This is a genomic window from Paenibacillus sp. FSL R5-192 (assembly GCF_000517845.1).
In the GTDB taxonomy this organism is placed as follows: Bacteria; Bacillota; Bacilli; order Paenibacillales; family Paenibacillaceae; genus Paenibacillus; species Paenibacillus amylolyticus.
This window is the reverse complement of record NZ_ASPR01000002.1, coordinates 337,960-359,670: the sequence shown is the minus strand read 5'-3', so window position 1 is coordinate 359,670 and position 21,711 is coordinate 337,960. Positions and strand designations below refer to the sequence as shown.

The following is a 21,711-nucleotide window of genomic DNA, read 5'->3' as shown; positions in this document are numbered from 1 at the left end:
CGAGTAACAAACGCACCTAATCATGCAAGTTATGCAATAAGAAGATTCTTTTGTGTCTACTTTTCAATCGTAATAAAATGCTCCCCTTCCTTACCTCCGGGCCATCATCCACCGGAGTAATGAACGGGAGTTTCTTTATAAGTTGAATTCATGGAATTGTACATAATAACTATAGTGGGCTCCAATGGAGGCCATATGACAAAACCCATAATCAAGCGCGTGTATGCTCTTGGTTATGGGTTTATGTTGGTTATTTTTAGATGTTTGACAATGGCTTCTTGCGATAATATACTTAGTACACCTAATTAATTGTGCATCTATTTAATTGTATTACTATTTAATAGATGTCCTATGATGTTGGATGTCTATGGAATGATAAAGAAAGAAGGAGGGACGCATTATGACTGGTATAGATCCGGTCGCTCAGAAGCTTTTGTACTCCATTATGCAGTTTAATAAAGGCAAATGGAGGCAACATAAACCTCATGGGCGCAATCACAATGAAATTATGGTGCTGGGTTGTTTACTCCACGGGATGCATCCGGGAGAACAATTGAACTGGCAGGACAATCCGCCTGATTTCAATGACACGATCGAATCCAATCACCCCGGGATGAAAGTCTCGGAAATCAGCGCATTGCTACGAGTGAAGTCACCGACCATTACACCTGTTATTCGTGGCCTTGAAGATGAGGGGCTGGTCAAACGGACGATGGACCCGGAGGATCGCCGTGCTGTCCGCATCACGATTACTGAAGCAGGTCGTGAAATTATTCGGGCTGCTCACCAAGAACGCATGGAAATATTCAATAAGTTAGTTGAGCATTTGGGTGAGCAAGACAGTACTCAGCTGGCTGAGTTGTTGACAAAGGTATACACCTTTTTTGATACATTAACTTCCTTGCAAAAGGATGATTCGACAAGAGGAGATGATAAGCCATGATGAAACTGTTTCGCATGCTGAAGCCATACCAAATTCCGATTATTTTTATTCTGGTGTTGGTACTGTTTCAGTCGCTTGCTGAATTGTACCTGCCTACGTTAATGGCAGATATTGTGAATGACGGCATCATTAAAGGGGATATCCCGTATATCTGGCAGATTGGTGGATGGATGTTGGTCATCGCGATTGGCGGAACAGCGTGTTCGGTGATTGCCAGTTATCTCTCATCTCGAACAGCGGGTGGATTTGCCAAACAACTGCGTAGCAGAGTATTCCGCCATGTGGAGAACTTCTCTCTCCAAGAGTTCGATAAGATGGGTACTGCTTCGCTGATTACGCGTACGACGAATGACATCACACAGGTACAGAATGTACTTACGATGATGTTGCGCATGATGATTATGGCTCCGCTCATGTGTATCGGGGGTATCTTCATGGCGGTATCTCAGGACGCCAAATTATCTACGATTTTCCTGGTCGTGCTTCCGGTACTCGGTGGAGCTATTGCGCTGATTGGTGCCAAGGGTTTACCTTTGTTCAAAACCATTCAGAAAAAGCTGGACCGACTCAACCTGGTGCTGCGTGAGCAGTTAACAGGGATTCGGGTTGTTCGTTCCTTTAACCGTGGGGAGCATGAGAAAGTGCGCTTTAACGGGGCCAATACAGAACTGAGAGATTCATCGATCAAAGTTAATGTGCTCATGGCGACCATCATGCCTGTGATGATGCTGGTTATGAACTTTTCGATGATTGCCATCCTTTATTTTGGTGGAATGCGGATCGACACTGGTAATATGAACATCGGTGCATTGATTGCCTTCATCCAATATGCAATGCAGATCATGTTCTCACTTATTATGGTTTCGATGATCTTTGTCATGATTCCAAGAGCTTCAGCATCGGCAGAACGGATTAACGAAGTGCTTGATATGCAGCCGGATCTTAGCAATCCCGAGCAGCCTCGTGGTATGAAATCCATGCAGGGTATGATTGAGTTTGACAATGTAACTTTCCGTTATCCGGGCGCAGAGAATCCAGCTTTGTCCAATATCTCCTTCACAGCTCGCTCAGGTGAGACAACAGCCATTATCGGTGGTACGGGTTCTGGGAAATCGACATTGCTCAGCCTTATTCCACGATTTTATGATGTGACCGAAGGCAGTGTTCGGGTAAATGGTACGGATGTGCGTGAAATTCGGCAGGAAGATCTGCGTGCCAAAATTGGCTTTGTACCACAAAAAGCAGTCCTCTTTACGGGTACGATTACGGAGAATATTCGTCACGGGAAAGATGATGCCACAATGGATGAAGTTGTTCATGCGGCCCGCACGGCTCAGGCGGAGAACTTCATTACCGAGATGAAAGAGGGATATGACAGCCTTATCGCTCAAGGTGGTAACAACGTATCTGGTGGACAAAAGCAACGTCTGTCCATCGCTCGCGCACTTGTTCGCCGTCCGGAAGTTTATATCTTTGATGACAGTTTCTCTGCTCTCGATTTCAAAACGGATGCTAAACTTCGTGCTGCGCTGAAGTCCGAAACGACAGAAGCGGCTGTGCTGATTGTTGCGCAACGCGTAAGTACAGTAATGGATGCAGATCGCATTCTGGTTATGGATGAGGGCCGAATTGTCGGTTCAGGAACACATAAAGAGCTGCTGGAGCACAATGAAGTGTATCGCGAGATTGTATCCTCCCAGCTGACAGAGGAGGAGATCGCATGAGTGAACGTACAGAACGTAAGTCGCCTCGTCCCCATGGTGGGCCGGGTCCAGGTCCCGGAATGGGCATGCGACCTCCCGCTGAGAAAGCAAAAGATTTTAAAGGCACACTGCGTCGCTTGATTCGTTATCTCCAGCCCCATAGTTCTCGTCTGTTAGGTGTGCTGGTTGCAGCCATTTTGAGTACCGTATTCAGCATCATCAGTCCAAAAATTATGGCCGAAGGAACGGATATTCTCAGTAAAGGCGCCATCGCCATCCTTCAGGGTGTACAGGGAGCCGGGATTGATTTTCCTGCATTAATAAAAGTATTATACCTGCTTGGCGGACTCTATCTGTTCAGTGCTGCATTTATGTATGTTCAGCAATACCTGATGGCCGGTGTGGCCCAACGTGTTGTGTATGACATGCGTGAGCAGATCAGTGCGAAGGTTGGACGTCTTCCTTTGAAATATTTTGACTCCCGCACAACTGGGGAGACACTTAGCCGTGCCACGAATGACGTGGACAATATCAGTAATACACTTCAGCAAAGTTTGGCACAGTTCATTACGTCTATCGTCACAATTGTCGGCGTAATTATCATGATGCTGACGATTAGTCCATGGATGACGCTGATCACGATTTTGACGTTGCCACTCAGTGTAGTTGTTGTCATGCTGGTTGCATCTCGTTCGCAAAAACACTTTGCGGGTCAACAGAAATCCCTTGGGGAACTGAATGGTCATGTCGAAGAGATGTACACGGGACACAAGGTCGTCAAAGCATTTGGACGCGAAGAACAATCCGTACAGCAATTTGAGAAGGTCAATGAAGAACTGTATGAATCCGGCTGGAAAGCCCAGTTTATCTCGGGTATTATTATGCCGCTCATGAGTTTCGTGGGTAACTTGGGTTATGTGCTGATCTGTGTGGTTGGTGGGATTTTTGTTACACGCGGATCGATCTCTATCGGGGATATTCTGGCCTTCACACAATATTCCCGTCAATTTACACAACCGATTAACCAGATTGCAAATATCTCGAATATTATTCAATCAACGATTGCTTCGGCGGAACGTGTATTCGAGTTGTTGGATGAAGAGGAAGAAGTTCCGGAGTCCAAACAACCCGTGCAATTACAGCAGCCTAAAGGTGCGGTTGCATTCCAAGGTGTTAATTTTGGATATAAAGAAAATGAACTGCTCATTCATAACATGAATATTGATGTAAAACCGGGACAGACGGTAGCCATTGTTGGACCAACGGGAGCCGGTAAAACCACCCTGATCAACCTGTTAATGCGTTTCTACGAAATTCAGGATGGTCGGATTACGATTGACGGTGCAGACATTAAGGACATGGAGCGTGGTAAGCTGCGCAGTCTGTTCGGCATGGTGCTTCAGGATACCTGGTTGTTCAACGGAACGATTCGGGACAACATCGCCTATGGTCGAGAAGGTTCTACGGAAGAGGATGTAATCAAGGCAGCCGTTGCGGCACATGCGGATCACTTTATTCGTACACTGCCTGATGGTTATGATACGGTGCTGAATGAAGAGGCGTCGAACATCTCTCAAGGGCAGAAACAATTGCTGACCATTGCAAGAGCGATTCTGGCGAACCCGGCCATCCTCATTCTGGATGAAGCGACGAGTAGCGTGGATACACGGACCGAAGTATTTATCCAGAAAGCAATGAATGATCTGATGAAGGATCGCACGAGCTTTGTCATTGCACACCGTTTGTCTACCATTCGCGGCGCCGATCTGATCCTTGTTATGGATCATGGTAACGTGATTGAACAGGGTAATCATGATGAATTGATGGCAAGTCAGGGCTTCTACGCCGATCTGTACAATAGTCAGTTTGCGGAGCAACAACCGCAGGCGATCTGATTACACTGTAACTAACTAGAATAGCCGGGAGCACTCTTAGGGGTGCTCCCGGCTATTTGTCGTGTATCCAGAGGAGTCGATTCTAATGTGTTCGTTTGGATACGATGGATCTATAAGGTATGAAGGAACGTTGGCATAGTAATTGGGTTGTGGTGCTCGTCAGCCTTTCAGTTGTTTGCGTGAGGTGCAGACAGGATGAGGGTTCATCCTTCGTCCATGCTAACGAATCGTAGACACCTTATATGGAGGATTATCAAGCACTCCCAATTCTAACGAACTTGAGACATGTTATTTCTCTGATAAGCAACACAAAGCGGTAAAATAAACTGCAGAATGCGGAAATAAAGTGTCTATGATTCGTTAGAACGCCGGTATTGTGGAATTGTGCCTATTAGAGTGTGCTGAGTTCGTTAAAATATTCTAATAAACCTTAGTCATAATTGTCTTACATATGCCATGCTGCAAAAATAAAAACGGGACGAAGCGGTGTAACTACACTGCTTTGTCCCGTTTGTTTATATTTTGAATTCATCGTACACCAATCGAGATACAACCACACGGGCATAAGATCACCGATTGGGACATCCAGATTGGTCATGAGATACTTTGTATGCCTCTGTTTGAACAGGGCATGACCCGCATTTTACTGATCCTTAGAATCGTTCGCAGGTTCATCAGTGTCATTGCTAGAGACCGACTTTACTTCTGCCTTCACGTCGTCGCTGTTAGCTTCCTCCAGCGCAGACGGAGCGGGTTCACCCGGGATTAATTCGCGCTGCTCAATCATGCGTTTGACAACCTCATAACAGTCATCCACATGTTTGTTACCCACATAGCGCATGGCTGTGAAGCTGAGTGCGGCAGCCAATCCCTGTCCTGCAAATGGGACAAATTTGGCGACGGATTTGGTGGCTACGCGTACGCCGACTCTTTTCAGAACCTGGACAACCAATTCCTTGGTGATCATACGACCAATGACTTTGCTTCCGATGGACATCACGAATCCATAGATCATGGATTTGGTCTCGGGGTCCATGCCGTCCAGCTGTTTTTGTGATAATCCGAATTTATTGTTAATGGCAGGCAACAGCTGCATCAGCATCCCCACATCAGCCAGTACGTCTGTACCGGGTAGCGGAACGAGTGTTGTACCGGCAGATGCGGTAGCTCTTTTGCGAACCATGGTACGGCATTCCTTGCGAACTTGCTCCAATTGTTCCAACGTTGCCGGAATCATAGGGAATCCCTCCATTCGTATATGGTATAGATATAACCGTTTTGACTCAATTTGAATGGGTTCTCACCAGCAAAATTTGCAGCCTTATGACATTAAGGTGCGGAGAAACCTTTTTTCCATGCATACATCTGGTTAAACAAGGAAATGGTTTATGGATAAACGGGTCATCTAGCTATTACGAATGAATGAGGATTAGGATGCATACCTGATTGGGAAACCTATTTGGAATCATGATGAGTGTGTAGCGAAGGGCTTGTTTACGGCTTCAACCTTTGTGGGTAAAGGTTAACAAACATTGGAATGGAGGAAGAGGGATGGAGTTTAACAAAGCGTTGTTAATTCATCATCATCATTCGGGCAAGGCCAGTCGTGAGAATACAGTAGGCCTTGTGGCTGGTGTGCTGGCTCCTGCTGTCCATGAACTCGTCATTGTGCGTACGGATGAAGCTGGTGAAGGAGAGAAGTTGTGTCGTGAACGCGGGGAGCAATTCGATGTGGTGTTTATCCTGGGTGGGGATGGCACGGTGCATGAATGCGTGAATGGACTGGCCGATCTGAAACATCCTCCGTTGATTGGTATATTGCCTGGAGGCACCTGTAATGACTTTGCCCGTTCACTCGGGATTTCACCGGATGCAGAGATTGCGGCACAAGAAATGCTGGCGGGTCGGGTGGTATCCATTGATGTTGGACGAGCTAATGATCGGGTGTTCACGAACTTTTTCGGCATTGGCTTGATCAGTGATGCATCGCAGAATATTAACGAGAATCTGAAAGGCGCGCTGGGTAAGCTCAGTTATTTTATCAGCACTTTACAGACAATTAGTCATACAGAGCCGTTTCGTTACCAACTGGAGGCGGATGGGAAAGAGATGGAAGGCGAAGCGGTGATGATCTATGCAGCCAATGGCCGTTTTCTGGGAACAAATGCATTACCCTTTGCACCGGATGCGTTGCAGGATGGCGAACTGGACGTGCTCATTATTCATGAGACAGGCATTCCGCTGCTGCGAGAGATTCTGTCGCACAAGCCAGAGGGAGAATGGCAACCTCAGAGTGAGAGTATTTCATACTTCAAGGCATCTACGTTAAAAGTGAAGACGGATGCGCCGATGTCAGCCGATACGGATGGCGAATTGTATATGAAGACACCCGCCGAGCTTTCGGTGCTGACGGGTCATCTGAAGTTTCTAACCGGGGAGGGTTATTAAATCCCCCGGTTTTTTGGTTTGATTTTAGCTGATCGAAAACTTAAACACTCTCTGGCTGATCTCTCATATGACGTTGCCTGAACTCATCCTCCAGCATGCTCATCTGAATGGCATCATGGTATTGATGATTGTAGAACAAGACATCCCGCTTCACACCCTCGCGCTGGAATCCAAGCTTCTCATAAGTGCGAATGGCTCGCTCGTTGAAGGCGTACACCTCAAGCTCGATTCGATGCAGGTTACAGATTCCGAAGCCGTAGTCCAGCATAAGTAGCAACGCCTCGCTACCGTAACCTTTTCCTTGATGCTCCGCCTGATCGATGGCAACCCGGATATGTGCACTGCGATTCTTGGTATGCATGTCCATGAGGACGACATCTCCAATGATCTGGTCATTTTCCTGTAAAGCAATAAGTAGCATGAGTCTGGTGTCATCTTGTGCAGCGCTCTCAACATAACGTTCGACCTGAGCGCGTGTGAAACTGTTCTGTGTTCCCGTCAGCCTACGCATTTCGGCATCAAACAGGCCAGGGAAGTAAGTATCCACATCTGTAATCTCGAAAGGACGCAGGTATATGCGCTTTGTTTCCAGCAGACGGGGGATGCGTGGGGATGGTTTTGGTGGTGACATTGTTGTTTCCTCCTATGAGTTCAAGGCTAGTGTTATTCATGTTATGTATCGTATTAATCAACGGGAAATAGATAATTAACAACACTTTACCATATTTTCTCATGCTTGTAGCTATAATGGTCGATATAAGTATTGTCGTGCTTGCTAAGTCGAAGAGAAACCTAGTTTGAAGATTCGTATTACTCTGCTCGAATTACATATTTTGATTTGCTGTACTGTATACATAGCTGCGTTGTAGTAAACCAGACATTCATAGTCTTAAAGAGACGTATCAGTTTACCTTAGCAGGACGATAGATTCTATAAGAATAGAAATGGGGATTTAACGAAATGCGAAAGTTAGAGAATTGTTTGAAGTGGTTTACTGTTTTTTTAATTTTGGTTACACCGCTGTTTACTTCACCTGGACAGGTCTCAGCAGCGAAAAAAGAGATCTATATCACTCTTTCTGGAGAAAAACACAGATATGTAGGAGAAGTCAAAAATGGTGTTCCTAATGGTAAAGGAATATCCTACTTTCCAAATGGGAAGAAGAGCTTTGAAGGTAAGTTTGTAGCGGGGAGGCCTCATGAAGGAAAAAGGTATAACGCAGATGGAAAGCTGTACTCGGATATTTCTAATGGACAGGGAAAGACTTATTACCCAAATGGAAAGTTTAATTATGTTGGTAAGGTGGATAAGGAAACATGGCTTCCTTCAGGTAAGGGTACCGAATATTATCCAGATGGAACGGTTAAATATAAGGGCGATTTTTTGAATGGTTCGTTTCATGGTCAAGGTAAGTGGTATACAGAATATGGTGAAATGTTCTATCAGGGTACGTTTAAGAATGGTTTGCCACAGGGACAAGGTAAAGCATATCAATATGGAGAAATTGCCTATGTTGGTGCATTTGATAAAGGAGTACCCACGTATTCTGGCAAAATTAAATTGTACGAAGATGGTGTAATCATCTATGATGGGCAGGCTAAAAATGGAGCTATTACCGGCAAAGGTAAAGGGTACTTAAACGGTAAGTTAGTCTATGTGGGCATGTTTAAAAACGGAAGACCAACGGGTGAAGGTAAATTCTATACGGAGAATAGTAGTGATGGTCCTAATATATCTATTTATATCACTGTCGACTAAGTAACAGGGAAGTAATTACAGGAACAATTCAAAATTTTCAGGAGCAGAGTCCTATAATCATGATTAGATTTCAACCAATAAACCATCGGTAGGTGTGTTCATTGCATCGCCCGATGGTTTTTTTGACATAACTGCTTTTGAGATACAGCTATATATTTTAGTTCCGCTTAACCGCTCCATCCAGAAATAGTGCCACCAGTTCCTGCGCGAGTTCCTCAATGCTGCCGCCATTCATGTTGCGTACATCTTCGCGGTTTGCGAGCATCAGCAGTGACGTAAATGCATGGGCAAGCAGCATCGGGTTCCCGACCCGCAAATAACCATTATCCATCTCCTTCTGAAAATGGGTAGCTAGTACTTCGAATATGCGAACCTCTGCTTCCCGAATCTGAGCGAGTTGCTCCGTGTCCAGATGTTTCTCGGCTTCTCGCATCATGGTCTCCGTTTCAATATGGGAATGCTGCATCTTCGCTTCAGCAACCTTAACCAGTCGTTCTTGCAACGTACCAGGTTCATCCAGGCGTAGCGAAGTCTGCTGCATGCCCATCGCCATCATGCGGGTTATGGCAACGGTGAACAGGTCGGCTTTGCTGGTGAAATGATAATAGATTGATGCTTTGGTCACATTACATAACGAAGCGATCTGCTGGAGAGAGACGGGTTCATAACCGTATTCCATAAACAGACGTGACGCGGTCATCAATATGTTGGATTGCACAGATGCTTGATCCACAGCTGTTTTGGGTCTACCCGGTGAACGGGGAATGTTTGTTTTTTTGCTCATAAGTACATACCTCTTTACGTATTTAATTGCTTGTTAGAAGTGTTCACAAAATTAGGCATTGCAAAATTAACCTTCCGGTATATATAATTAACTCGATTATACTATGACCCGTGGTTCATTACTACACCATCATATATATTAGGGCTTCATAGAAACAGAATAGGGAGATGAAGAGACAATGCAGGAAGGTTCGGGTTACGGCCGCTGGGTTGCCGGCAAACGAAGCAAATGGATTACGCTGTTGGTATGGATCATTATCGCCGTTGTGCTTGGCATGGTATGGCCTGCTGTAGGTGATCGTGAAACCAATAACGCACAGGATCTGAGTGAATCCAAACCATCGGTTCAGGCAGCTGCACTTGCCGAGAAGGAATTCCCTGGTGGTGAAGGATTGCCCGCGCTGATCGTATGGCGTCAAGCTGGCGGTCTGACGGATGAGCAGATTCAGAACATTCAGGCATTAACGGAGCGACTGGATCAAGATCCGGTAGAACAACAACAGTCCGTTGTGCCACTCTATCAATTACCACCACAGGCATTGAAAGGTCAGCTTTCGGAAGACGGAAGTACTTTGGTTATGCCACTTTTCTTCAATGAAGGTGCCGATTCAGAACAATTGAAGGAAGCTATTGAAGCACTTGAGCAAAAAACACAAGACATCTTCGGGGCAAATCCGTTCGATGTAGCCATAGATGATACCAATACTCTGATTGCCCGTGTGACAGGGCCAGTAGGGATATCCATTGATGCGAGCGGGCTATTCTCCTCCGCCGATGTATCCTTGCTGATCGCTACGGTTGTACTGGTATTAGTACTGTTGCTGTTGATCTACCGCTCGCCGGTATTGGCGATTATCCCGATCATTGCCGTTGGATTCGCGTATATGGTGACAAGCCCCATTCTCGGATTCATGGCGGATCAGGGCTGGATTACAGTGGATGCACAGTCCATTTCGATCATGACCGTGTTGTTATTTGGAGCAGGAACGGATTACTGCCTGTTCATGATCTCCAGATACCGCCAAATTCTCTATCATGAGCCGGACAAAAAGAAAGCCATCTTCCAGGCAATCACCGGATCTTCTGGCGCCATTGCCATGAGTGGATTCACGGTCGTTGCAGCACTACTGGTACTGTTGCTGGCTGAATACGGTGCATATCATCGCTTTGCCGTACCATTCAGTCTGTCCATCTTTATTATGTTTATTGCAAGTCTGACGCTGGTTCCGGCGCTCCTCGCGATCTTCGGTCGGGGTTCATTCTATCCGTTCGTACCACGTACACATGAGATGGAAGTGGGGCGTGCGAAGAAAAAAGGCAAACCGGCTCCTGCCCCGCGCAAAGTGAAGGAAAGCTGGATTGGCCGTGTTGTAGTGACAAAGCCATGGACCGTTCTTGCAATTACGTTGGTATTGCTGGGAGGACTGGCGGCATTCTCTACTCAGGTAAAATTCACGTATGATCTATTGTCTTCCTTCCCGGAGGATGTGCCTTCCCGCGAAGGTTTCACCGTCATCGGCGAACAATTCTCCCAAGGTGAGCTGGCTCCAGTGAAAGTGATCGTTGATGCCGAAGGCAAAGAAACTGATCTGAAGCAACGTCTCGAATCGCTGGATTACATTAGCAAAGTAGGCGATGCTCAGCAGGGTGCCGAGAATGCCAACATTACCGCCTTTGATGTGGAATTTAATCTGAATCCATATTCCATGGAGGCAATGCAGCATATTCCAGATCTGCGAGCTACTGCGGAACAGGCGCTTCAAGACGCTGGAGTAGCTAATGTGGACAGTCAGGTCTGGATCGATGGTCAGACGGCTGAACAGTATGACATTGAAGTAACCGGAGAACGGGATGCCAAGATCATTATTCCAGTGGTCATCGGCATGATTACATTGTTATTACTATTATACCTGCGTTCAGTTGTAGCTACGGCGTATCTGATTGCAACGGTTGTTCTGTCGTATTTCTCTGCACTGGGTCTGGGTTGGATCATCATTCACTACGGACTTGGCGCAGATGCCATTCAGGGAGCGATTCCGCTGTATTCCTTCGTATTCCTCGTGGCACTGGGTGAAGACTACAACATCTTCATGATCTCTAGCATCTGGCAGAAACGCAAAACGATGCCGCTTCGTCAAGCGATTAGAGAAGGTGTTGGCGAGACAAGCTCTGTTATTACATCTGCAGGTCTGATCTTGGCAGGAACGTTTGCGGTACTTGCTACATTGCCAATTCAGGTGTTGGTGCAGTTTGGTATAATCACAGCCGTTGGTGTGATGCTGGATACCTTCCTGGTTCGCCCGTTCATGGTACCGGCGATCACCGCATTGCTGGGTAAATGGGCCTTCTGGCCAGGCAAGTATGTTCCGATTGCAGAGAAGAATGAGGAGAAACAAAACCAGTCCATGTAATGCATGGATTGGGTGAGATGGACGGCGGGGCTTCAAGCCTGCTGTCCATTTCTTTATTTTCCTAACGATGATGACCTCTACCAGTTGTCCTCCTGAGATGGAATGGTGGAACTGTAAAATATCCGCAGGATGAGGCGTGATCCTTGTTTTCTTTGCATGGGGAAGGTTTACGTAGCCAAGGGTTATGGGACATAATAGAGAGAGCGTCGGCCTTGAGCAGACGGATGATCAACATCAATGGGACAACCAGGGGAAGGATGAAAGCAAGCATGACGAACCAACTTAATGTGTATTTTAACCATGACGGCGGCGTGGATGACCTCGTATCGCTGTTCATGCTTCTGCAAATGGACAATGTACATGTAACCGGCGTATCGGTTATTCCGGCAGACGGATATCTGGAGCCAGCAACAGATGCCAGCCGTAAAATTATCGATCGTTTCGGTACATATTCCGTAGAGGTATCCAAATCCAACTCCAGAGGGAAAAATCCATTTCCTGCGGCGTGGAGACTGCATTCCTTCTATGTAGATGCACTTCCTGTACTGAACGAGTCCGGCAAAATGGAAGCACCACTCTCTGCCATTCCGGCACACCAGCATCTGATCGAGAAAGTGCGCAATACCGAAGGCAAAACGTTGCTCCTGTTCACAGGCCCACTGACAGACCTTGCGCGTGCACTGGACGAAGCACCAGACATTGAAGAGAAAATTGACAAGCTGGTATGGATGGGCGGTACATTTGAGCGTGGTAACGTAGAAGAACCTGAGCATGATGGCACAGCAGAGTGGAACGTATTCTGGGACCCGGAAGCGGCTTACCGTGTATGGCAGAGTGGTATCCAGATCGATCTGGTTGCACTGGAAAGCACGAACAAAGTACCTTTGACTCCAGCCGTTCGTAACCGCTGGGCAGCAGAGCGTCGCTTCGAAGGCGTTGACTTCTTGGGTAACTGTTACGCAGGTTGTCCGCCACTGGTGTACAGTGAGACAAATTCCACATACTATCTGTGGGATGTGCTGACAACGGCTTCCGTTGGACGCGAGGACATCGTGAAGAAAAAAACCGTAAACTGTATTGTCATCCCGGATGGTCCTAGCCAAGGCCGCACGGTGGAGCAAGCAGACGGACGTCCAGTACAACTGGTGTATGATACCGATCCGGAAGCGTTCTTTAAGTATATGACGGATTTGGGTAAAAAAGCTGCTCCGCAGCGCTACTAATTCAGGCAGCCGTAAGGCTTGCCAACATTAAAGGTACAACAAAAATAAAGCCGCAGGCAGTGGTCTGGATATGGGGTTGAACCCCATAATCCCGTCCCTGCCGTGCGGCTTTTTGTTTTGGGCTGATTTATATAGATTGATAACAGCGATCGGAAGGTTGTTCTGTCATCGAAGTGGCAAGTGTGAATATTCTTTAGTTCAATCTATATAGTAATCTAGCTGCCCGCTATATTTTAAATCGACCAATCAATCCGTTCAGCTCACTGGACAATACCCGCAGCGATTCGGCGGATGCACTCATCTCATCCATGGATTGCAGTTGGCTTCCGGTAGCGTGCGATACCTTCTGGATGCTCGAAGAGGATTCGCGTGAGATATGTTCCATATCCTCGACGGAAGCGGACACTTCTTCTGCACTGGCAGACAGCTGCTCAGATGCTGCGGATACTTCGTGCAGACGTTCATTCATCGTCTCAATCCCGGTATGAATGGATGTGAATGAACGGCCTGCCTCCTGAACAACAGCGAGACCGGATTGGACTGCTGATGTGCTGGCAGACATATGTTCTGACAACAGGGCAGTCTGGCGTGTCATCTCGGCGATCAGTTCGGTTACATGCTGGGACGATTGCTCTGATTCCCCCGCAAGCTTGCGAACCTCTGAGGCAACCACCGCAAACCCGCTGCCATACTCTCCTGCACGAGCCGCTTCAATACTTGCATTAAGTGCGAGCAGATTGGTCTGTGAAGCGATGCCTTTCATCAGATGTGCCACCGACTCAATTTTACCTGAGTACTGCTCCAGCTGAGAGGTGGAGGCCACCATCTGCACATTCGCCTGATGAATTTTGTCCATACTGTCCATCGCCGTGTTGATGTTGGCTTGACCTTGCACCGCATTATTGGTCGTTTCCTGTGATACATCGGCGACCATAGAAGAAGAATTCGCAATGTGCTGCATGCTGCGTGTGATCTCTTCCATCGCTACCGTAACTTCACCCGCACGAGCCACCTGTTCAGCAGCTCCACTGGCCGTATGATTGGTATGTTCGGCAATGCGCTGGCTGGCTTCAGCAGTCGCCTGTGAATGTTTCGATACTCCTTCTGCAGCTTGTAGCAGAGAGTCGGAGCTTTGACGGATGCCCGTCATGACATCACGGGTACCTGTAACCAGATGTTTGAACTCGGAAGCGAGCTGTCCCACCTCGTCCTTGCGACTAAGTTCAACGTTGACGGTCAGGTCGCCTTTTCCTACCTGGGTGATTAACTTCTTCAACTTCACCAATGGTCGGGTCAAGTAATGGGCGAATCCATATACCAGCAAGACACTCAACAAAACAATAGCCAAGGCTGTCCAGATCATGGTCATACGGTTGCGGGACATCAGTTCATAGACCGCAGTGGAATCCAGATCCGCACCGACCAATCCTAGTACTTTCCCGTCAGCCCCATGGATCGGCACATATGCTGTAATGGTAGCGCCATATTCATCCTGTGTGAGTTCGCCCCGAATAGGCTCATTCTGTTCAAAAGCTTGCAGCATTCCTTCATAATGGGTCTCTTCTGCGGAACCGTAAGGGGAGAAGTCATCCTCTGCCACATCGGCAGCAGCCCCATCCACAACGTAGAAATATGTATTTGTTCCATTTTCTTCGCGTGTACCAAGGGTGTACAGATACTTGAGTCCATTGGCCTCGCGCAGCTGACTGAGCTGCTCACGCAATATGCCGTAATACGCTGTCTCGTCCTGTCCGGTACTGAGTGGTGCATACAGAGAGGTGTCAATTAATGCAACTGCCCGTTCACCCACAGCCTGTGCCTGCATACCCATGGATTGTTCGACCAGTTGAGCCGATGAACGGTACATGGTAATGCCAAGAACCGCACCCGCGGCCAGCATCAGACAGGAAAAAAATAAAAAGATCCTCATAAACAAACTGTTCATTGGTAAAATTGTTCCCCCTTGATCTGTTAAATCAATCGTCTTTTTGTCTCTTTACTTGGTGCTTGTCGTTCTTCTTTGGTTCGTATGTATTGTATATCAAATATACAGTTTTCTACCTTGAAATATCGGCATCCGGTCCATAAAGAATTAGCTCCCGAGTCAATTTGATCCGGGAGCTAGTTTCGTTTCAATCCTATATTGACCATGCTCATCATTGGAACACACCTCATTGTCACTACATAGAGGGGCTTCACATGACTGAGTGATTACGTCATTACATCGTTCCGCCGCCCTGGCGAACAGAGGCAGGAATCTTTTCAGGTCCCTGATTAATATATTTATTGATAAAAGTACCTACTTTGGCATCGTCGAATTGGTCGAGCTTCATTGTTTTGGTCCATGCGGTCACCACGACTTCACTGCCTTCGGGAATATCCTTGTTGGGTACAGCCAGAATACCTGCTCCAGCTTCGCGGAATTTGGCGAGGTATTTCAGATGTTCCTTCAAATCCTCGCTGGCGTTCTCACGATAATAGATGATGATGTCCCCGTGCTCCAGATTGTGTACCAGATAATTATAGCCTGGGAAGTCGGTGTAAAATCCAAACTTGATATCATGCGGATTATGCGGCCCCGATGTTGGAATTGTCATCTCATACTGAATGGGGTCCTCCGTATGGTCTGCCCCGTAATATTTATCGTCCGTTACGTCGATTGTCGCGTTGGACTTCAGATCGGCTACATTATATGTTTTACCTGCTCCTTGCATGAAGAACAGGCCAAACGTAATAATCGACATAGCCATCATTACATGTGCAGCCAGCCGAAGGGACCGACTTTTTTTCTGAATGTCCGCCCGCTCTTTCTTTTTCATGTGGCCCAGAATTTTGCCCTGTGTGCGTGATGCCCAGATATAGGCGGCGATGGAGAACAGCAATACAATTACACCTACGATGAGCCACAGGTAGGATGTATCTGCCTCGTGCTCCATTTGCATATGATTCATATGAGTCATGTCCATAGAGAGTTCCTCTGCTTTCTTTGTAAAATGAGTGATTAATACACTACACAATGTAGTGTTAGTGGCAATGGTGAATCCACTCATTACGTAACGGGAGTTGCTGGTTCCGTGTTTGTTACGTAAATAAGAACATACCTCTTGCACTACACATTATAGTGTATGAAACATGCTCGGCGCAATGCTGCCTTATAAAACTAGAAAAGACCTTCCCCGTGTGAGCAGGGAACGTCTTAATATAATCTAATGAGATAACAGCGATCGGAAGGTTGTTCTGTCATCGAAGTAACGAGTGTAAACAGCTTTATTCCAACTGATATAGTTTACAGACGTCCAAACGGCGAAAGCATCAAGCGGATCAGCCCAATGATAATCTCACCCAACAATCGATACAGAATAAAGAACACGACCACATTGGCGATCAGCACGCTGTACATGCTGTCGATGGCTGCTTGGGTACGATTCAGTGGATATTGGAACAGCACCGAGTTCAGCGCAACAAAGATAATGATATACGAGACAGCAAGCAATGAAATCGCGATGGAATACGAGATGATAATAAACAGATTCGCCAGAACAAGGGATACGACAGCAGGAACAAGCAATGTACCGAACTGGGCAACCAGTGTTTTGGGACGGAAGGTTATTTTTTCAATCTTCAGAATAGCGTACATCAGTGCAATAGAGGCAATCAGGATAATGACGGTGAACAACAACGGTCTTAAAAATCCACCAATGAACAAGCCGTCCATGCCTATGCGACTAAAGGTAATTAAGAAGTATGTAGAAGATAGAACTGCAATTAGCGCCATCGTTAGCCATCCGTTTAGGGAATGCTGGTCACCAACGGTTTTCATCGTCTGATAAGGACGGGCCAATACACTGAGGAAATAGGATAGATACTGTTTGCTTACTTCTTTGGCTTGCTGAACTTTCTCATTCTGCACAATATTATTCCACTGATTGGAGCTATTGTCTCCTGCAGAAGCATGGTCATTGGTACCTGTTGATTCTCTCGCCTGTTCCTTGTGAATGGAGACGGATGGTGTGTTGGATGGAACGGATGCCTGGGAAGAGGTAGCCTGCGTGCTGGACCAACGGGTATATTCGGGTTCGGAAACAGAAGATTCCGAGTTCGGTACAGGAGTTGGTGATGAGGTTGTTTGCGTTAGATTAGAGCCGCACCTCTCGCAAAAATGGGCATCTCCATTTTCGTGATTGCATACTGGACATTTCATGGTATAAGCCTCCAATTTCTAGAAAATAAAAACATGTCAACATTGTGTCTCATTTTAACGGTTAGTGACGAAGTTTGTCTATGTTTCGCAGGAATTAGTACCCATTTGGGGAAAGTTGAAACAAAGCCTCGAATCCTGTGTATGAAAACGGAGTGTAGAAGCAACAATAGTATAGGAATGACATGCAGGCATATTAATGTAAATTCACTGTGGTTTAAGACGAATTGTTTTTAGCTGTTAATGTCTCATCGTTCGCTTTTATGTGTTATTCTCATGTTAACTATATCTTTTGGGTTGCCTATGATCGTATATTTATGTATAATCAATCGTGTTAACACGTCGAATGTACGGTAGTAAGAGATGTGGGTGAGTTCATGGAACTACTGGACAGCAATGAGAGCAAGAAGAAGATGTGCCAGTATTATAACGAAATTTCGAAGGAACTGTTCGGATTTGGCACCACTCTCCTGAGAGTGACCATTGACCAGAATATTGTGACCTTCTACGCGAAGCACCGACGTTCACCGCGCTCTGACGCCCTGGAAGGGGAGGCCCCCGGCTTAAAGCTGGAAGTGGACTTCCGCATGTCTGTCTTATATAAGAAGAAATTCCGGGAGAAGCTCGAGCAACACATGGGTTTGCCAATTGAAGCTATATTACGGGATTATGATGCGTCCACTCAGTGGGCGATCACAAATGTGATTCTGGAACAGGCCTAGGATGGATCGGCAGGATTGATTCTTGTTGATGTATACAGAGGTTATGGCCCGGATTCATGATCAGGTTCCGTACAATTTCATATGATGGCGTCTGTCTTTGGATTGATTCTGAAGCAGAAACCGATGATGTACCGGCAGCGGGTGTCGCTTTCCTTTGTTTACGAAGAAAAGTGTTCTTGTTTATACAAGAGCACTTTTCTTTTTGTTTTTTCATACACATCACATATATCAGGGGGAATCAGGATCATGATGAAAAAGTGGATTAGCGGTTTGGCAGCAGTGGCAATGACATCGGTATTACTTGCAGGTTGTGGCAGCAGCACGGATGATGCAACAGGCGGATCAGGGAGTGGGGGAACCGCAGCGAACAAATTGGTTATCTCCACTTGGGGCTTCTCCGAAGATTTCTTTAATGAAGAAGTATTTGGTCCATTCGAAAAAGAACATAATGTAGACATCGTGCTCGAAGTCGGCAATAACGCTGAACGTCTGAATAAAATTCGTCAAGGTACATCCAATGTCGATGTTATCTACCTGTCTGATTACTATGCACAACAAGGTATCGATGAAGGTCTGTTTGAGAAAATCGACCGCTCCAAAATTCCAAATATAAATGACATTTATGATATTGCCAAAGCACCACTTGGTGAAGATTATGGCCCAGCCTACACGGTTGGACAGCTCGGTATCGCTTATAACCCGGATCTCGTATCCAAAGAAGTGACTTCATGGAGTGACCTGTGGGACCCGGCGTTCGAAGGTAACCTGACCATCCCGAATATTACGGCAACAGCAGGCCCAATGGTTGTGGATGCAGCTTCCCGTGTAGCCGGTAACGATACGTTTAATGAAGATGCGGCATTTGCTGAACTGAAAAAACTGAGCGGCAATGTGGTGAAATTCTACAGTCAAACATCCGAATTCGTGAACATGTTCTCCCAAGAAGAGATTGCAGGCGGACCGATCATGGAAATGTATTTCAAAGATCTGAAAGCAGCCGTGCCTAATGCGAAGTTTGTTACACCTAGCGAAGGTGCATATGCCGTAATGAACACAATCAATGTCGTGAAGGGTAGCAAAAACAAAGAGCTGGCTGAAGAGTTCATCAACTGGCAGCTCAGCCAAGATGTACAAGCGAAATCTGCTAAAGCCAAAGTCGATTCCCCGGTTAACACAAAGGTTGAACTGACTGCTGAAGAAGCAGAAGGCGTAACATACGGCGCTGAAGTTGTTGAGAAGCTGAACAAGCTGGATATGGAATTTGTGAATCAACAGGTTAAAGGCTGGACAGATCGCTGGAACCGCGAGATTGCACAATAAAAAACCGAGTTTCTTAAAAGTTATCTCTGATCTATATAGGTTCAACTAAACTTTTTACACGAGAACGGAGAGGACAGAAATAATGTGAAGAAGCGAAGCGTTCGCCTTTATCCCCGGATTTTCCCCTTGAAGAAGGGATTCAAAAAAATCTGGGGATAACAGCGATCGGAAGGTTATTCTGTCATCGGAGTGGTAAGTGTAAATATTCTTTAGTTCAACTTATCATTTGCAGCAAGCAACCAATTACCGTATAGGAGTTGAGAACGGATGAGTGAAGCGCAAAATCGCATCATTCTGGACGTGGACACGGGGATTGACGATGCACTGGCGATTTTGCTGGCCGTCAAAAGTCGGAAGTTGGACATTCTCGGCATCACCACAGTCTGTGGGAACGTATCACTCCAGCAGGCAACAGAGAATACATGCAAAATTCTTGAACTCGCGGGTGCACCAACGATCCCGGTCTTTGCCGGAGCAGCTGGGCCGCTCACTCGCAAGTCTCATTATGAACACCGGGTACATGGACAGGACGGATTGGGCGGTGCGCTGCCTGATCCGGCCGTGTCTAAGAAAGCCGAGGAAGGTTTTGCGCCAGACTTTATCGTGGAGCAAGCCAAGTTGTATCCCGGCGAACTGACCCTGATCATGACCGCACCCTTAACTAACCTGGCACTCGCGCTGATGAAGTGTCCTGAATTGCCTTCTTTATTGAAGGAAGTCATCTTCATGGGTGGCGTAGTTCGTGGACATGGCAACATTACACCAACCGCCGAGTACAACACCTACGCTGATCCAGAGGCCGCACGCATCGTACTGCACGCAGGCATCGAGAAGCTTACTCAAGTCGGACTGGATGTGACGCGTCAAACATTGCTGAATGAAGCAACGATTGAGCGTCTCACTGATCCTGCACTGCGCGCATACGTTGCTCAAAGCACGGAGATTTACATCAACCGTTACGAACAAATGAACGGCGTCCGCGCTTGCGCTTTACATGATCCACTAGCCGTGGGCGTAGTTCTTGCCCCTGAACTGGTAGGACGTAAATCATATTACGTGGATGTAGAAACCGCCAGCCGCCTGTGCGATGGTCAGATGGTATGTGACTTCCAAAACCGTTTGGGCGAGCAGCCCAACACCCTCGTCTGCGAAACCGTAGATGCGGAAGCATTCCTTGAACTGTTTATCAACGCATTAAACGCGTAGTTATGAACTTCACGGCATTGGAGTTCAGTCTAAAATCAACCCACCTAATTCGCTGGTAGTGTAGGGGACGAAATCGATTTTGAAGAAGCGAAGCGTTCGCCTTTATCCTTGGATTTTTCCTTCTACTAAGAAGGAGATCAAGAAAATCCAAGGATAACAGCGATCGTAAGAACGATTCGTAACCGGAACGGCTGGTGCGATGAGTGAACGTTTATTTTTGAAATGTGCGCCAGTGAAACGTGTGAATAAAACCATTTTAAAAGTCAGGAGTATCGCGATGAAGAAATCAGTAATCTACTGGCTATTGCTGCCGGGATTCGTGTTTTTGGCGGCATTTATGATCATTCCGATTGTCCTGACGATCGGGTCGACGTTTTTCCAAGAAAACTCCTTCACGTTTGAAGGATACATGCATTTTTTCAGAGACCCATACTTTTTGAAAATATTGCTTACGACGCTGCAAGTCAGCGTGGTCACCACCATCGTCTGTGTGGTGCTCGGATTCCCGACAGCTTATTATATTTCGCAGAAAGCGCCGCGCCGCAAAGGCATTTTGCTGGCACTGGCGATCTTCCCACTGCTGACGAGCCCGGTCGTGCGCTCGTTTAGCTGGATGATTATACTTGGACGCAAAGGGCTGATCAATAACACCCTTGTTGGCCTGGGTATCGTGGACAAGCCGCTGGACATTCTGTACACGCCGGCAGCCATGATGATCGGTCTGACGCATCTGTTCCTGCCACTGATGATTATCTCTCTGGTCGGTGTGCTTGAGAACATTGACGGTGACCTGCTCAAAGCAGCACAAAGTCTGGGTGCATCGCGCATTACGGCATTCCGCCGGGTCGTGTTTCCACTTGCTGTGCCAGGGCTTGTGATCGGAGCCGTGCTTGTCTTTGTCGGAAGCCTGACGGCGTATACTACACCTGCCCTCCTTGGAGGCAAGCAGCGTGTAATTGCTACGTTCCTGTATCAGAACGCCATGACCCTCAACGACTGGTATCTGGCCTCGGTTGTTGCCGCGATTATGATTGTGATTACATTTGTCGTGGTTGGTGTCATGAACAAAATGGCCAAAACTTTAAATCCGAAGGGGTAGAC

18 protein-coding genes are annotated in these 21,711 nt (G+C 46.7%); 11 read left to right on the top strand and 7 right to left on the bottom strand.

What is annotated here, in order from left to right:
* Positions 1-400: 400 nt before the first annotated feature.
* Genes C161_RS01575 through C161_RS01565 form a run of 3 tightly spaced genes read left to right on the top strand, consistent with a single transcriptional unit; the run spans position 401 to position 4,541 of the window.
* Positions 401-943: a MarR family winged helix-turn-helix transcriptional regulator gene (locus C161_RS01575; protein ID WP_036612904.1), complete on the top strand. Its 543-nt coding sequence runs from the start codon at positions 401-403 to the stop codon at positions 941-943.
* The gene (locus C161_RS01570; RefSeq protein ID WP_036667885.1) at positions 940-2,667 is read left to right on the top strand and encodes an ABC transporter ATP-binding protein; all 1,728 of its coding nucleotides are present in this window, start codon (positions 940-942) and stop codon (positions 2,665-2,667) included. The genes C161_RS01575 and C161_RS01570 overlap by 4 nt, the downstream gene beginning before the upstream one ends.
* Positions 2,664-4,541 (top strand): ABC transporter ATP-binding protein, encoded by a 1,878-nt coding sequence (locus C161_RS01565; protein ID WP_036667884.1) that lies wholly within the window; start codon positions 2,664-2,666, stop codon positions 4,539-4,541. Before C161_RS01570 ends, C161_RS01565 begins: the two co-directional genes overlap by 4 nt.
* A 445-nt stretch (positions 4,542-4,986) precedes the next feature.
* On the opposite strand, the gene C161_RS32865 is transcribed toward C161_RS01565, so the two are convergent.
* Positions 4,987-5,139 carry a hypothetical protein gene (locus tag C161_RS32865; protein WP_235193708.1) on the bottom strand — a complete coding sequence of 51 codons (153 nt, stop codon included), beginning with the start codon at positions 5,137-5,139 and terminating at the stop codon, positions 4,987-4,989.
* A gap of 45 nt (positions 5,140-5,184) precedes the next feature.
* Positions 5,185-5,778: a hypothetical protein gene (locus C161_RS01560; protein WP_036667883.1), complete on the bottom strand. Its 594-nt coding sequence runs from the start codon at positions 5,776-5,778 to the stop codon at positions 5,185-5,187.
* A gap of 314 nt (positions 5,779-6,092) precedes the next feature.
* Between C161_RS01560 and C161_RS01555 the strand changes: the two genes are divergently transcribed.
* Positions 6,093-6,989 (top strand): diacylglycerol/lipid kinase family protein, encoded by an 897-nt coding sequence (locus C161_RS01555; RefSeq protein WP_036667882.1) that lies wholly within the window; start codon positions 6,093-6,095, stop codon positions 6,987-6,989.
* Between the two features lie 40 nt (positions 6,990-7,029).
* Here the strand turns inward: C161_RS01555 and C161_RS01550 are convergent, their stop codons facing one another.
* Positions 7,030-7,620: a GNAT family N-acetyltransferase gene (locus C161_RS01550; RefSeq protein ID WP_036667881.1), complete on the bottom strand. Its 591-nt coding sequence runs from the start codon at positions 7,618-7,620 to the stop codon at positions 7,030-7,032.
* Positions 7,621-7,949: 329 nt separating this feature from the next.
* Here C161_RS01550 and C161_RS01545 point away from each other — a divergent pair, with 329 nt between their 5' ends.
* Positions 7,950-8,747 carry a hypothetical protein gene (locus C161_RS01545; protein ID WP_036667880.1) on the top strand — a complete coding sequence of 266 codons (798 nt, stop codon included), beginning with the start codon at positions 7,950-7,952 and terminating at the stop codon, positions 8,745-8,747.
* A 157-nt stretch (positions 8,748-8,904) separates the two neighbouring features.
* Here C161_RS01545 and C161_RS01540 read toward each other — a convergent pair whose 3' ends face one another.
* The gene (locus tag C161_RS01540) at positions 8,905-9,531 is read right to left on the bottom strand and encodes a TetR/AcrR family transcriptional regulator (protein ID WP_036667878.1); all 627 of its coding nucleotides are present in this window, start codon (positions 9,529-9,531) and stop codon (positions 8,905-8,907) included.
* A gap of 178 nt (positions 9,532-9,709) precedes the next feature.
* Between C161_RS01540 and C161_RS01535 the strand changes: the two genes are divergently transcribed.
* Together C161_RS01535 and C161_RS01530 are read left to right on the top strand one after the other, a co-directional pair.
* Positions 9,710-11,941 (top strand): MMPL family transporter, encoded by a 2,232-nt coding sequence (locus C161_RS01535; protein WP_036667875.1) that lies wholly within the window; start codon positions 9,710-9,712, stop codon positions 11,939-11,941.
* A gap of 269 nt (positions 11,942-12,210) precedes the next feature.
* Positions 12,211-13,164, top strand: a complete 954-nt coding sequence (locus tag C161_RS01530) for a nucleoside hydrolase (protein ID WP_036667874.1) — start codon at positions 12,211-12,213, stop codon at positions 13,162-13,164.
* 226 nt (positions 13,165-13,390) lie between these two features.
* Here the strand turns inward: C161_RS01530 and C161_RS01525 are convergent, their stop codons facing one another.
* From C161_RS01525 to C161_RS01515, 3 genes are all read right to left on the bottom strand, one after another.
* Positions 13,391-15,109 carry a methyl-accepting chemotaxis protein gene (locus tag C161_RS01525; RefSeq protein ID WP_036667873.1) on the bottom strand — a complete coding sequence of 573 codons (1,719 nt, stop codon included), beginning with the start codon at positions 15,107-15,109 and terminating at the stop codon, positions 13,391-13,393.
* Positions 15,110-15,383: 274 nt separating this feature from the next.
* Positions 15,384-16,115: a DUF3105 domain-containing protein gene (locus C161_RS31295; protein ID WP_235193707.1), complete on the bottom strand. Its 732-nt coding sequence runs from the start codon at positions 16,113-16,115 to the stop codon at positions 15,384-15,386.
* Positions 16,116-16,450: 335 nt separating this feature from the next.
* A complete protein-coding gene (locus C161_RS01515) occupies positions 16,451-17,365 on the bottom strand; it encodes a zinc ribbon domain-containing protein (RefSeq protein WP_036667872.1) in 915 nt (304 codons plus the stop codon).
* Between the two features lie 374 nt (positions 17,366-17,739).
* Between C161_RS01515 and C161_RS01510 the strand changes: the two genes are divergently transcribed.
* The 4 genes from C161_RS01510 (at position 17,740) to C161_RS01495 (ending at position 21,709) form a co-directional block, all read left to right on the top strand.
* Positions 17,740-18,084: a Na-translocating system protein MpsC family protein gene (locus tag C161_RS01510; RefSeq protein WP_017691786.1), complete on the top strand. Its 345-nt coding sequence runs from the start codon at positions 17,740-17,742 to the stop codon at positions 18,082-18,084.
* Between the two features lie 249 nt (positions 18,085-18,333).
* A complete protein-coding gene (locus tag C161_RS01505; RefSeq protein WP_036667975.1) occupies positions 18,334-19,404 on the top strand; it encodes an ABC transporter substrate-binding protein in 1,071 nt (356 codons plus the stop codon).
* Positions 19,405-19,671: 267 nt separating this feature from the next.
* Positions 19,672-20,610, top strand: coding sequence for a nucleoside hydrolase (locus tag C161_RS01500; protein WP_036667870.1), 939 nt, complete (start codon positions 19,672-19,674; stop codon positions 20,608-20,610).
* Between the two features lie 277 nt (positions 20,611-20,887).
* Positions 20,888-21,709 carry an ABC transporter permease gene (locus tag C161_RS01495; protein WP_036612869.1) on the top strand — a complete coding sequence of 274 codons (822 nt, stop codon included), beginning with the start codon at positions 20,888-20,890 and terminating at the stop codon, positions 21,707-21,709.
* Positions 21,710-21,711 lie beyond the last annotated feature (2 nt).

Excerpts from the sequence above, each read along its gene's own strand:
- C161_RS01575 (WP_036612904.1), top strand. The coding sequence starts at position 401 with ATGACTGGTATAGATCCGGTCGCTCAGAAGCTTTTGTACTCCATTATG.
- C161_RS01570 (WP_036667885.1), top strand. The coding sequence starts at position 940 with ATGATGAAACTGTTTCGCATGCTGAAGCCATACCAAATTCCGATTATT.
- C161_RS01565 (WP_036667884.1), top strand. The coding sequence starts at position 2,664 with ATGAGTGAACGTACAGAACGTAAGTCGCCTCGTCCCCATGGTGGGCCG.
- C161_RS32865 (WP_235193708.1), bottom strand. The coding sequence starts at position 5,139 with ATGACCAATCTGGATGTCCCAATCGGTGATCTTATGCCCGTGTGGTTG.
- C161_RS01560 (WP_036667883.1), bottom strand. The coding sequence starts at position 5,778 with ATGATTCCGGCAACGTTGGAACAATTGGAGCAAGTTCGCAAGGAATGC.
- C161_RS01555 (WP_036667882.1), top strand. The coding sequence starts at position 6,093 with ATGGAGTTTAACAAAGCGTTGTTAATTCATCATCATCATTCGGGCAAG.
- C161_RS01550 (WP_036667881.1), bottom strand. The coding sequence starts at position 7,620 with ATGTCACCACCAAAACCATCCCCACGCATCCCCCGTCTGCTGGAAACA.
- C161_RS01545 (WP_036667880.1), top strand. The coding sequence starts at position 7,950 with ATGCGAAAGTTAGAGAATTGTTTGAAGTGGTTTACTGTTTTTTTAATT.
- C161_RS01540 (WP_036667878.1), bottom strand. The coding sequence starts at position 9,531 with ATGAGCAAAAAAACAAACATTCCCCGTTCACCGGGTAGACCCAAAACA.
- C161_RS01535 (WP_036667875.1), top strand. The coding sequence starts at position 9,710 with ATGCAGGAAGGTTCGGGTTACGGCCGCTGGGTTGCCGGCAAACGAAGC.
- C161_RS01530 (WP_036667874.1), top strand. The coding sequence starts at position 12,211 with ATGACGAACCAACTTAATGTGTATTTTAACCATGACGGCGGCGTGGAT.
- C161_RS01525 (WP_036667873.1), bottom strand. The coding sequence starts at position 15,109 with ATGAACAGTTTGTTTATGAGGATCTTTTTATTTTTTTCCTGTCTGATG.
- C161_RS31295 (WP_235193707.1), bottom strand. The coding sequence starts at position 16,115 with ATGAATCATATGCAAATGGAGCACGAGGCAGATACATCCTACCTGTGG.
- C161_RS01515 (WP_036667872.1), bottom strand. The coding sequence starts at position 17,365 with ATGAAATGTCCAGTATGCAATCACGAAAATGGAGATGCCCATTTTTGC.
- C161_RS01510 (WP_017691786.1), top strand. The coding sequence starts at position 17,740 with ATGGAACTACTGGACAGCAATGAGAGCAAGAAGAAGATGTGCCAGTAT.
- C161_RS01505 (WP_036667975.1), top strand. The coding sequence starts at position 18,334 with ATGAAAAAGTGGATTAGCGGTTTGGCAGCAGTGGCAATGACATCGGTA.
- C161_RS01500 (WP_036667870.1), top strand. The coding sequence starts at position 19,672 with ATGAGTGAAGCGCAAAATCGCATCATTCTGGACGTGGACACGGGGATT.
- C161_RS01495 (WP_036612869.1), top strand. The coding sequence starts at position 20,888 with ATGAAGAAATCAGTAATCTACTGGCTATTGCTGCCGGGATTCGTGTTT.